General features: G+C 70.9%; 9 protein-coding genes. 3 read left to right on the plus strand and 6 right to left on the minus strand.

Annotated features, from left to right (window positions below; translation table 11 throughout):
* Nucleotides 1-275 precede the first annotated feature (275 nt).
* Entirely contained in the window at nucleotides 276-1412 is a 1137-nt protein-coding gene (locus E4N62_RS16170) for a sensor histidine kinase (RefSeq protein ID WP_230215554.1), read from the minus strand.
* Nucleotides 1412-2086, minus strand: coding sequence for a response regulator transcription factor (locus E4N62_RS16175; protein ID WP_230215555.1), 675 nt, complete (start codon nucleotides 2084-2086; stop codon nucleotides 1412-1414). The genes E4N62_RS16170 and E4N62_RS16175 overlap by 1 nt, the downstream gene beginning before the upstream one ends.
* 346 nt (nucleotides 2087-2432) lie before the next feature.
* Between E4N62_RS16175 and E4N62_RS16180 the strand changes: the two genes are divergently transcribed.
* Nucleotides 2433-2960: a hypothetical protein gene (locus E4N62_RS16180; RefSeq protein WP_230215169.1), complete on the plus strand. Its 528-nt coding sequence runs from the start codon at nucleotides 2433-2435 to the stop codon at nucleotides 2958-2960.
* A 141-nt stretch (nucleotides 2961-3101) separates the two neighbouring features.
* Nucleotides 3102-4394, plus strand: coding sequence for a DUF418 domain-containing protein (locus tag E4N62_RS16185; RefSeq protein ID WP_230215170.1), 1293 nt, complete (start codon nucleotides 3102-3104; stop codon nucleotides 4392-4394).
* Nucleotides 4395-5187: 793 nt separating this feature from the next.
* On the opposite strand, the gene E4N62_RS16190 is transcribed toward E4N62_RS16185, so the two are convergent.
* The 3 genes from E4N62_RS16190 to E4N62_RS16200 form a co-directional block, all read right to left on the minus strand.
* A complete protein-coding gene (locus E4N62_RS16190) occupies nucleotides 5188-6987 on the minus strand; it encodes an ABC transporter ATP-binding protein (RefSeq protein WP_230215171.1) in 1800 nt (599 codons plus the stop codon).
* Between the two features lie 460 nt (nucleotides 6988-7447).
* Nucleotides 7448-8743, minus strand: a complete 1296-nt coding sequence (locus tag E4N62_RS16195) for a DUF418 domain-containing protein (protein WP_230215172.1) — start codon at nucleotides 8741-8743, stop codon at nucleotides 7448-7450.
* 642 nt (nucleotides 8744-9385) lie between these two features.
* Nucleotides 9386-10522, minus strand: a complete 1137-nt coding sequence (locus tag E4N62_RS16200; protein WP_230215173.1) for a sorbosone dehydrogenase family protein — start codon at nucleotides 10520-10522, stop codon at nucleotides 9386-9388.
* Between the two features lie 197 nt (nucleotides 10523-10719).
* Here E4N62_RS16200 and E4N62_RS16205 point away from each other — a divergent pair, with 197 nt between their 5' ends.
* On the plus strand, nucleotides 10720-10878 hold the full coding sequence (locus E4N62_RS16205) for a hypothetical protein (RefSeq protein ID WP_230215175.1): 159 nt from the start codon (nucleotides 10720-10722) through the stop codon (nucleotides 10876-10878).
* 70 nt (nucleotides 10879-10948) lie between these two features.
* On the opposite strand, the gene E4N62_RS16210 is transcribed toward E4N62_RS16205, so the two are convergent.
* Entirely contained in the window at nucleotides 10949-11764 is an 816-nt protein-coding gene (locus E4N62_RS16210; RefSeq protein ID WP_230215177.1) for a phosphatase PAP2 family protein, read from the minus strand.
* Nucleotides 11765-11794 lie beyond the last annotated feature (30 nt).

Consider the following 11794-nt stretch of genomic DNA (forward strand, 5'->3'; position numbering starts at 1 on the left):
CCGCCGCGATATCCCGCCGCTCCACGATGTCGTGCCCATAGCGTGCCCGTAAGGGCGGGCAAGCACGGTCGGCAGCGGTGCGATCCGACCAGAACCGCCACTGTGGAAAAGGGCCATCTCAGCAGGTCGGGGCCATATGCGCCGCTCAAGCGCCGTCGCTTCCCAAGCTGAGGGCGCGAGTTCGATTCTCGTCACCCGCTCCATATGAAACCCCAGGTCAGCGGCCTGGAGTTTGTCGTGTCCGGGCACGCCGATACGCGTCGGGCGGGTTGTGCTCAGGCGGGCCGGACGGAGGCCCGTAGTTCGACCTCGTATCCGCCCTTCGGGGTGGGTTCGGCGGTGAGGGTGCCGTCGAGCAGTTCGGCGCGTTCTCTCAGGCCGATCAGGCCGTGCCGGGCGCTGGGCAGGGCGACGGACGGGCGGGTGGGGGCGGTGTTGGTGACGGTGAGGCCGAAGTGCTGCGCGTCATGCCACAGACGCACCTCGGCGCGGGCGCCCGGGGCGTGCTTGCGGACGTTCGTGAGGGCTTCTTGGACCGTGCGGTAGACGGTGCGTTGGGCGGTTGTGCTGATGCCGGGCGGGAGCTCGCCGGTCAGCGTGGTCTCGATGCCGCTGTTGGCGATCAGTTGCTGGAGGTCGGCGAGGGTGGGCTGCGGAGTGAGTTCGGTGTCCTTGCCGCCGGAGGCGCGCAGCAGGGTGACCATGTGGCGGAGTTCGTCGAGGGTGTTCACGCTCAGGGTGCGGATGGTGCGGGCGGCGTCGCGGGCGTCCGGCTCCTTGGCGGCGACCTGCAGGGCTCCGGCCTGCACGGCGATGAGGCTGACCTGGTGGGAGACGACGTCGTGCATCTCGCGGGCCAGTTGGGCGCGTTCGCGGGCGAGGACGGTCTGGGCGTACAGGGCGCGTTCGTGTTCGCGGGCCACTTTGACCTCGACGAGTTGGCGGGCCACGTCGCGTCTGGCCTGCACGAGCTGGCCGCACAGGATCGGAGCGAAGGCCATGGCCAGCGTGTAGACGAACTCGATGAGCGTCCAGGTCCGGTCGCCGGAAAACGTGTCGCCGGAAAACGTGTCGGACAGGGGCCGGGCGAGGGTGGTCGCCGCCGCGTTCAACAGGGCGCATCCGGCCAGCAGCGGGCGGTTACGGGTGCGCGTGGCCAGTGTGTACAGGGCGGCGATCGGCGCGACTGCCACGTCCATGAACAGGGTCATGGGCAGTGTCAGCAGGAAGACGGGCAGGGGAAGGCGCCTGCGCAGGAACAGTCCGGCGCAGCCGAGGGCGGCGCAGGCCCACCTGACCGCTGACGCCTCGCCGTAGAGGTTGATCCGGGCGTCGAGGGCCGCGAGCACGACGAGGCCCGCGTCGACGGCCCAGGACGGCACCCGCCGCCGCAGTGCCTCACCCGTGCCCATCACCGGTTGTCCCGTGCCGTGCCGGCGCCGACGTCGCCGTTGCCGCCGAGCAGTCCGGCCCGCTCGGCGAGCAGTGCCGCCTGGACGCGGCCGGTGACCCGGAGTTTGGTCAGGATCGAGCTGACGTGGTCCTTGACGGTGCCCGCGCTCAGGTGGATGCGGGTGCCGATGTCGGCGTTGGACAGTCCTTCCGCGATCAGGACGAGGACGTCACGTTCGCGGTCGGTGAGCAGGTTCACGCGCGCCACGTCCGCGTCCTGGGGCGTGTCCGCCCCAGGACGGCCGCGCAGCAGGGCCCGCGAGGCTTTCGGGGACATCACCACCCCGCCCGCGGCCAGGGTGCGTACGAGGTGGGCGAGCTGTTCGGGTTCGGTGTCCTTGAGCAGGAAGCCCGCGGCTCCCGAGCGCAGCGCGGTCACGATGTACTCGTCGGTGTCGAAGGTGGTCAGCATGGCCACCGTCGGCGGCTCGGGCAGCGTCTGGATCTCCCTCAGGACGGTCAGGCCGTCCACGTCCGGCATGCGGATGTCGAGGAGCACGACGTCCGGATGCTCACGCCGGATCACGTCGGCGGCGTGCGATCCTTCCGCGGTCGCCACGACCTGGATGCCGTCAGCGGCATTCAGGATCAGCTGGAACCCGGACCGCACCAGCGCCTCGTCGTCCACCACCACTACCCGGATCACCGGCGTTCCGCCTCACACTTGTCTGCCCTGTCCAGCTTCTCGGCGTCCCTGTACGCCATACGTCCCGCGTCGGGGCGCTCACGTTCCCGTACGGTGATCGCTCCCTGTGGACAGTACGTCCGGCCAGGTGCGGGACGGTGCGGCCGCTGCAGACTCCCGCCACCCGGCAGGATGGTTCCAGCCGTTCGGGGGGAGCGCTCCGGCCCGTCGGCGGGCGGGTGTGCGCGGTCCGGCGGATGGTGTCGGCTGTTCTCGTTCGGTGGGATCGGTCCGTGGGCCCGACCGGGTCTGCCGGCCGCAGTCGTTTTCCGAACCGTTCGAGGATCACCCAGCCATGCCCGATTTGCACCTTCGTCGGCCTGTCCGTGCTCTGCGCCGCTGTGCGGCGCAGCCCCATGTGCTGTTCGGAGGCGTGTACGGGGCGGTACTCGCCAGCTCCATGGTGGCCGCCCTGACGGAGCAGGGTGAGACGGCGCCCGCCGACCGGTTCATCAGCGCCCAGTGGCTCCTGATCACGGCCGCCGCATCGGCCTTGGCGCACGGTTACGCGCATCTCATCGCCCTGCGCGGCGACCGGACCCATCACGGTGTGCGCGCCGCGGTGCGGCTGTTGCTGTCCGAGTGGCCGTTGGTGGTGGCGACGGTGCCGACGGTGGTCCTGCTGCTCGGCGCGGGCTGGGGGTGGTGGCCCTCGGCGGGCATCGAGTACGTGGCCTTCGCCGTGAACGTGGTGCTGCTGTTCGTCTGGGGCCTGCTCGCGGCCCGAGCTGCCGGTCGCACGTGGAGTTCCGCCTTGATGATCGGCACCGTGGACTCGTTGCTCGGGCTGACGGTCGTGGTGGCCAACGCCGTCATCAAATAAGGCGGTTGGCTGTCCGGGCCCGCCGGCCGGCCGCCGCGGCGCTGTTCCGCCGGTCGGCGGGGTGGGCCCGGCCGGTCGGCGGGGGCGTCACCGAAGCCTGCCGGATGGTCCGTCTCCTGACGGCACCGAAGCATTCTGTGCATGACACAGATACAGCCGCCGCAGGAGACATCGGCTCCGCAGGAGAACTCGCCTCCAGGGCCCCGAACCTCACCCGAGTCCGCCGGGCAGGTCTCGCCCGGCCCCTCGATGGGACGCCTGGTCGGGTTGGACCTGGCCCGCGCGCTGGCGGTGTTCGGCATGTACATCGTGCACATCGCCCCGATGCCGTCAGCCGGGAACGACCTCGGCAGCTGGGTGTACTCCCTGGCGGAGGGACGCTCGTCGGCCCTGTTCGCCACCCTCGCCGGGTTCTCGCTGATGCTGATCGCCGGCCGCCTTGAGCCGAAGACCGGCCTGGCGGGCCGGCAGGCGAAGGCCCGCATCGCGATCCGCGCCGTGATCCTGCTGGCGCTGGGCACCGTGCTGGCGATGGAGTACGGGGACATCATCATCCTCGCCTACTACGGCGTCTACTTCCTCCTCGCGCTGCTCCTGGTGCGACTGAGCGCCAAGACGCTGGCGATCATCGCGGCGGGGATCGCGCTCGTCATGCCGCAGCTGGCGTTCGTTCTGAAGATGTGGCTGAGCGACTCCGTCCAGCAGAGCATCAACGCCTACGACCCGCTCGAGAAGCTCAGCACCGTGGGAGTACTCGATCTGCTGCTCACGGGCCTCTACCCGACGATCACGTGGATGGCGTTCGTGACCGCCGGCATGGCCCTGGCCCGCCTCGACCTGACCGCCGCCACCGTGCAGCGGCGCCTGGCGGCGCTCGGTGCAAGCCTCACCGTGGGCGCCTACGGCCTGGCCACGCTGCTGGGTGGCACGAGCGCGGTGTTGAGCTTCAAGGGAGGCGGAGGACCGTCCAGCGGCTCCGGAGCGGGGTCCATGGGCAGCGGCCCCGGGGCAGGGTCCATGGGCAGCGGGTCCATGGGCAGCGGGTCCGGCGGGCAGCTCGTGTCGTCGGCCTCGGACCTGCTGGGTGCCACAGCGCACACCGGCACCACCCTCGACACCATCGGCTGCGTGGGTGTCGCGATCCTCGTGATCGTGGCCGCGATGGTGGCGATCGACCGCCTGCCGCTACTGCGCCGCCTGGCGAAACCGGTCATCGCCGTGGGCACCATGTCCCTGACCGCCTACGTCGGCCATTTCCTCGCCCAGTCCGCCTGGCCCGCCTCCGGCGCCGGGACCACGACGTCCTGGGTGCCCGTGCTCACGTACATCCTGACAGCGATCGTGTTCGCCACGATCTGGTCCCGCTTCTTCCGCCGCGGCCCCCTGGAGTACCTGCTCAACGCCGCCACCAAACCCGCCAAGTACATCCGGTGAGGTCCGGTCGGGGTGGCTCGGCTTCCTGCCCCATCCCGGCCCGGTCAGCCGTCCGAGGCCCGCAAGGGGATTGCCCTTGCGGGCCTCGGCTGTGGTCCCTGGCCGACTGATCTCAGCTCCGCCTGGCGCCAACCGGTCGTCCATGGACGCGGTCCGGACAACTGCGGGACATCCGCGGGCCTGGTGTCGGCGCGGGCCGGGGGCAAGGACCGGTGCGGGTTCAGGACACGGCGGCCGCCACCACTCGGTCCTCAGGTTGACGCCCGGCCAGGTCGCCTGTAGCGCAACAGGGCGTCGCGGCGCAGGCGTGCGTACTCCCCGAAATCCTCGTGTGCTGCGAACCGTTGGCCGGTCTGCCGGGTGCCGGCGGCGCCGAGTGGTGCGGGGATCGGGCGCGCGTGCTTCGCCATGGCGCTCGATGGCCTGGAGAAGGTCCGCGAAGGTGGTGCAGGCGCCGGTTCGCCGATGACCGTCATGATCCACGCGTCGGCTCCGCGGTCACCGCCGCCATGATCAGCGCCGTGGGAGCCCGCGGCGGAAACGGTGTACCGGGGCGCGGAGTGGGCTGCCGGCCGGTGCCCGTGCGCGTCAGGTCGAGCGGGCGGCCGTCCGGCCTGCTCAGCGCGCCTGCTCGCCCTTGGCCATGAGCACGGGCATGGGGACTCCCGGGTGAGGGACTGACTGGGCGGGCAGCGAACCGCCGCAGCCGGCTGCCCCCGCCGCACGGCGGGGGCAGCCGGTGGACGTGGCCCGACGGCCGACGGCACCGGCGGGCCCCCGGGTCAGGCCCGTCTCACCCGCGTCCCGCCGAGGTCAGGAGCTGCGTCGCCGCGAGCCGCGCGTACAGCTCGTCCTCGGCCACCAGCTCCTCGTGGGTGCCGACCGCGCGGACCTTGCCCGCGTCCATGACGACGATGCGGTCGGCGTCCGTGACGGTCGACAGGCGGTGGGCCACCACCAGCACGGTGGTCTCGCGTGCGGTCTCGGCGATGACGTCCCGCAGTGCCAGCTCGTTGACGGCGTCGAGCTGCGAGGTCGCCTCGTCCAGGAGCAGCAGCCGGGGCCCGCGCAGCAGCGCGCGGGCGATCGCGATGCGCTGGCGCTCGCCGCCGGACAGTTTCGTGCCGCGGTGCCCGACCGGGGTGTCCAGGCCGTGCGGGAGACGCTCGACGAGGGCGTCGAGCCTGGTCCGGGTGAGGACCTCGCGTATCTCGTCGTCGGTCGCGCCGGGCGCGGCGAAGACCAGGTTCTCCCGCAGCGTGCCGGCCAGCACCGGCGCGTCCTGCTCGACGTATCCGATGACGGACCGCAGCTCGGGCAGCGGCCACTGTGTCACGTCCTTGCCGTCGACCAGGACACGGCCGCCGGTCGCTTCGTAGAACCGCTCGACGAGCGCGAAGACCGTCGACTTGCCCGCTCCCGAGGGGCCGACGAACGCCGTCATTCCGCCTCCCGGCACCTCGAAGTCCACCCGCTGGTGGATGTCCGGCAACCCGGTCCCGTAGCGGAAGGACACCTCTTCGAAGCGAACCGACGCCGGACGTGGCCGCACCGTCCTGGTCGCCGCGGGCCGCGCCGACCGGTACCGGTCCTGCTTCTCCGTCGCCAGGCGGTCGACCTGCGCGATCCGGGCGATCGCGGCCGCGCCCTCCTGGTACTGGGACGCTGCCTCGACCAGCTGGTACACCGGCTCCATCAGGAAGAAGAGGTACAGCAGGAACGCGATGAGCGTGGACACGGGCATGTCCCCGGACGCCACCCGCGCCCCGCCGACGGCGAGTACCGCGAGGAACGCCAGCTCGACGGCGAGGTTGTCGGCCGAACCCAGCACGGCCTCCCACTTCGCGCTGCGCACGCCGTGGCGCCACGCCCTGCGTGCCGCCGCCTCGACGCGAGCGGTCTCCCGCTCCTCGGCGCCGGACGCCTTCACCGTACGGAACGCGCCGAAGACCCGCTCCAGGCCCGTGGACATCTCCCCGACAGCCGCCTGCGCACGCTCGGCGGCCTCCCCGATCTTCGGCAGCACCAGCGCGGCAGCCACACCGACGACCGCGACGACTCCGAGCGTGACGCCCAGCAGGACGGCATCGAGGAACGCCATCACCACGACCGCCGCGACCAGCGTCACCGCCCCCGTCGCCGCGGAGACCACCGCCTGGGTGCTGACGGCCCGCAACAGAGTGGTGTCGGAGGTCACCCGGGACATCAGATCGCCCGGCTGCATCCGGTCCACCTCCGTGAGGCGCAGCCGCAGCAACCGTCCGATGAGGCTGCGGCGGGCGGCGAGCACCACCGACTCCGCCGTCCGTTCCAGCACAAAGGCACCGAACGCCTCGGCCACCATGCTCAGCAGGACCAGAACGGTCATGGCCAGCAGAATGGTGCCGATCGTGCCACCGGACGAGAGCCGGTCGACCAGCGCCTTCGTGGCCAGCGGCTGCAGCAGCCCTCCGGCAGCCCCTACCAGCGCCAACAGCAGACCGAGCGCGACGGCCCACCGGTGCGGACGGACGTACCCGTACAGCGCCTTGAGCGTCTCGCGGGCGGGCAGGGCCTCGGCACCCGTCGCCTCTGGGGCGGATGCGGTGTTCACAGGATTCCTTTCCTACGTGGTCGGCCGCGCACCGCGTCGGCGGTTGCCGCGGCCCTAGGGCGTGTGCACAACGGCATCACGGAGATCAGGGCGTACGACGGCCAGGCGCCTGCCCCGAGAGATCCGCGATCGCCGGCTCAGTGCAGTGGGGGAACGCCCAAGACCGTTCGGGGCGTGCGGCTGGGCGGACTCACTCATGCTCAGTCCCCAGGAACCGCCCCCGACGCGCCGGACCTTCCGGCCGGTCGGCACGGCAATGCGATGCCGGGCCGAGGCCATGGGAGCCGGTACTCCGGGCGGTGGGGATGACGGCCACGGCGACGGTCCTCGGAGTCGGAGTCGGGGCGGAACGGCGGGTGAGAGGCGGACGGCTGCGCGGGAGCCGCGGGGCCACGGCCTCCGGCGACCGCCCGCCGGAGGCCGACTCACGCTCGGACTTCCCGGGGTGCCCACCCGATGCTCATCGGACGCGACGTGCCAGTTTCGTGGCGTCGTTGAGCAGGTGCTCCAGGGGGCCGCGGCGGAAGAAGCGGGACCAGACCGCCGCGAACACGGTGGCCCCGACGATGAAGCAGAGCAGCAGCCCGAAAGAGGCGGCCTGCGGCGGGGTGGCCGCTTCGCCGGGCAGGGCGAGGATTGCCAGGATGTGGCCTACGTAGAGGGTCAGGGACATGGTGCCGACGGCGATGACCGGCGTTGCCGGCCGGCGCAGCCACGGCAGTCGGTCCAACGCCACCGTCGCGCACAGGATCACGGTGATCGCGACCCCCAGGCAACCGACGAGGTCGAACGTGGAACCGCTGTGCGGCTCGGCCGCCAGCAGCCCCCAGGCGTCGGGGCCCCCCAACCCACCACCGACCGGCAAGTCGAAAGATCCCTCTGCCATACCGGGATCCTTCATGGCACCGAACTCCTTCATGGCACCCGGGTCCTGCATGGCAGGCATGCCGGCCATGATCTTCTGAGCGCCGCCGGTCAGCCGGAGCGCCAGCCACGAGACGCCGTATCCGAAGGCGATCAGCGCGGGACCGACCACGGCCAGCCGCCGCCGCACCGCGCCTGAGGCGAGGTCCAGCCGGCCCAACGCCATGCCGGTGACCACGAACGTCATCCAGGTGATCGCCGGGTAGAGGCCGGTGAGCAGGATGTCGAGCACACCCACGCCGGAGAGGCGCGCGATCGGGTCGTACGAGTCGATGGTGTTCACGATCGACTCACTGAGCAGCGCCCTCAGGGCGTACGCCAGCTGCGGCGTGACAACCGCGAGCGCGACCGCGATGAGCGCGAGCGTCCTGGCCCGCAGCCGCAGCAGGGGCAGGGACAGCAGGAAGTACACCGCGTAGAAGTTGAGGATCGTGGCGCCGCCGAAGTTGGTCATCGTCAACGCGGTGCCCACCACCAGCAGGATCACGGCCCGGATCACGATCCTGGCCCTCGCCTGCCGGCCGGCCAGTCCGGTCTTCGGTTCCAGGCGGCCGGCGATCAGCACCAACGAGAACCCGGCGAGGGTGGCGAACAGCGCCGAGGCCCGGCCGCTCGCCAGCCAGACGACCCATTCGCCAACGCCTCTGCCGGACGTGGGGAAGGGGTTGAACGGGCCGGTGTGCACGGCGAACATTCCGAACACGGCCAGTGCGCGGGCGAGGTCCACCCCGACCAGCCGCGCCGTCGACGAAGGGCGTTCCGTCGCCGTGGCGGACTCGGACGCGGGTAAGGGCTGGGGAGGCGCCTCCTTGGCGCTTTGGATGTCGGTCACCGGGACAACCTTGCCGAGGCGGGGGCTGTCGACCATCCGCCGAGCTTCGGGAGATGTCCCGCCGGTCAGCCGACCGACCCCCTCCGATTGGCGGGGGCCGGTCTCGGCCGCGTGGCGGGCTCGTCGCTGCCGGCGCCGAAAGACGGGCATCTGACGCGTAAATGGGTGCAGGTCAGGGAGTGTTTGGGCAGGACTGGGTGCCCGGTGGCTGTGGGCCGCCCAACTCATGCCCAGGAGGCAGTACTTCAGCCCAAGAGGCAGTACTTCAACTGACGCGCCATGGTGGTCACGAAAGGCCCGGGCCGCACGCAGGCCCGGCGGATACGGCTCAGACGATGTCGTGGATGCTGTGCTCGGTCAGGTCGGATGCGTGCCGGGCGATGGCACGGCCGGTCGGCATACCGCCGGTTCCGGGCCGGGCTGGGAGTGCCCCGACCCCGACCCGAAGAGACGACCCCGAAGGCGCAACACCGACTCAGCGTCGTCCAGCAGCGGTCGCCGAACCGCGGGTCCTGCACCCGAAGGACGTCAGGCTCTCGGGTCGAGGCCTCGGACGCGCCTCAAGCGGGCCGGAGATCCCGAAGGTGATCCAGCCGACCTGGGTGGTACCGGCAGCTCGGCGACTTCTTCATGCGGTCGTCGTCACGCCGGGTCGATACGGGAGACGCTGCCACGCAGGTCGAGCACGTACAGCTCGCCGTTGCCTCCCTGCACGAACGAGACGACCCGGCCGCCGTCGACTCCGAGGCTGCTCACGCCGGTCACCTTGCCGTTCTCCATCTGCAGCGTGCGGATGGTGCCGTCGCAGTAGTCGCTGAACACGTACTGACCCTTGAGGTCCGGGATCGCCCCGCCTCGGTAGACGTATCCGCCGGTGACCGAGCAGCCAGGCCCGCTGCGGTCGTACTCGTGGATCGGCCGTACGTGGTTCGCGGGCTCCGTCCCGCCCCGGAAGGGATGGTTGCCCTCCATCTGGGACCAGCCGTAGTTCTCGCCGCCCTTGCTGGATGCCCGCGCCCAGTCGATCTCCTCCCAGGCGCTCTGGCCGACGTCCCCGATCAGCAGGTCGCCCGTGCCCGCGTCGAAGGAGAACCGCCACGGATTGCGCAGCCCGTACGCCCAGATCTCGTCCTTCGCGTTCGGGTCGTCCACGAACGGGTTGCCCGGCGGGATCGCGTAGGGCTTGCCGCCGCTCGGGTCGATCCGCAGCAGCTTGCCGAGCAGTGTGCCGAGGTTCTGCCCGTTGCCGTGCGGGTCGCCGGCCGAGCCGCCGTCGCCGAGCGCGATGTAGAGGTAGCCGTCGGGGCCGAACGCGATGTCACCGCCGTTGTGGTTCGCGTAGGGCTGTGTCTGGGTGAGGACGGTGCGCCGGGTGTCCGGCTGGATCTTGCCGTCCCGCACCGCGAACTCGTCCACGGTGGTGGTGCCTTGGAGGTTCGTGAACGAGATGTAGAAGTGCGCGAACTCCTTGTCGAACGTGATGCCCAGCAGGCCACGTTCGCCGCTGGTGGTGGTCTCGCCGGATATGTCGATGACGGGCGCGCCGAGCCCCTCATCGCCCAGGACCCTTACCTTGCCCGCGCGTTCGGCTATCCAGACCGTGCCGCCGGGACCGGCGGTGCCGACGGATGGATTCTGGGCCGTGGCCACCTTCGTGAGCACGACCTTCGCTGCCTGACGTGGGGCGCTGGGTTCGTCGGCAGACGCCGTGGTCAAAGCGAGGGAAGCGACGAGGCAGAGAGTGCCGATGATCGCCGAGCTTCTGGTGCGAACTTTCACCGTGGTCCTCCTAGAGGCGGCGCACGGGGGAGAGCACCCGGCTGCCAGGGGCAGAGATACCTGGGTGTCGTCCACACCGGCACGCACACCTGGGGGTGGGGGGATGGTGTTGCGCTACTGGCCACAGGTGAGGCTACCGGGGCAGGGGTTGTTGAAATAGACGAGACTCCGCCACCCATGTACCTCCGCTCCGCCCGGTGGGCTCCGTTGAGGAGGATCTTGACGCCGTTGACGTACACGCCGTCGCCGGGGCGCACCTCGACGGTGCGGAAGCCGAATCTCTCGTCGACGCGGAGCGAGTCGAAGCCGTCGGTGTTGCCGTTGTGGATCACCTCGGCACTCGTTCAGCGACCTGATCGTTCTGGCCGTCCGGTTGCCGCGCCGGGCGACACCGGCGTGTTGACCGGGACTACGGGAGGAGGGTGGTCAGCCCGGCGCCGGGCGTGTGCGGCGTGCGGCGCGTGCGGGCCGCCCGACTGCGGCGTACCAGACCAGGGCCGCACATAGGAAGCCCGCCGCCGCGGAGGTCAGTGACCTGGTGAGGGTGTCGTTCCGTGCGCCGGAGGCGAGGGCGACGGCCAAGGCCAGCGTCAGGGTGATGACGGGCAGCGCACGAGGGCTCCACGTGGCGCCTGGCGCGGCGGCCGGCGGCAGCAGCCAGGTGGCGAGGCCGTAACAGGCACAGGCCAACAGTGTGGCTCCCAGCACCTCGCTGGGCCGGTGACCGCCCATGGTCGCACTGGCGGCGGCGATGCAGGCGAGCCACAGCACACCGGTCGTGGCGACATAGGGGCGGACGCGAGGGGAAACCATGAGGACGGCGGCGAGGGTCAGCGCGGCGGGGATGGCCGTGTGCCCGCTGGGAAAACCCTGCTCAAGGAGATTCTCCGGCGCACCCACCAGATCAGGGCGGGGCAGGATGGTCGATTCGAGCACCTCCTTGCCTCCGGTCGTGAAAATGACGACCCCGAGCGCCGCGCAGCCCTGCCACCAGCACCGCCGCACCAGGGTGAGGACCACGATGACGGCCAGGCCCACCATCAGGGTCGGCTTGGCGCTCAATTCCATCGGCGGCAGGGGCGTCGAGCCGTAGACCGCTCCTGACAGGGGGTAGATCCATGCCTCTTCGCTGCCCCCTGCACCGAGAGCGAACAGGGCGTTCTCGGCTCGTTGCCCCCACGGGGTGCAGATGGCGAGCAGATAGACCGTCAGGAACCCCAGGGTGTACAGCAGAGCCGGCATCCACGGCCGTGTCGTACGCGACGGGCTGGG

Source organism: Streptomyces sp. MNU76 (assembly GCF_020982545.1).
Classification (GTDB): Bacteria; Actinomycetota; Actinomycetes; order Streptomycetales; family Streptomycetaceae; genus Streptomyces.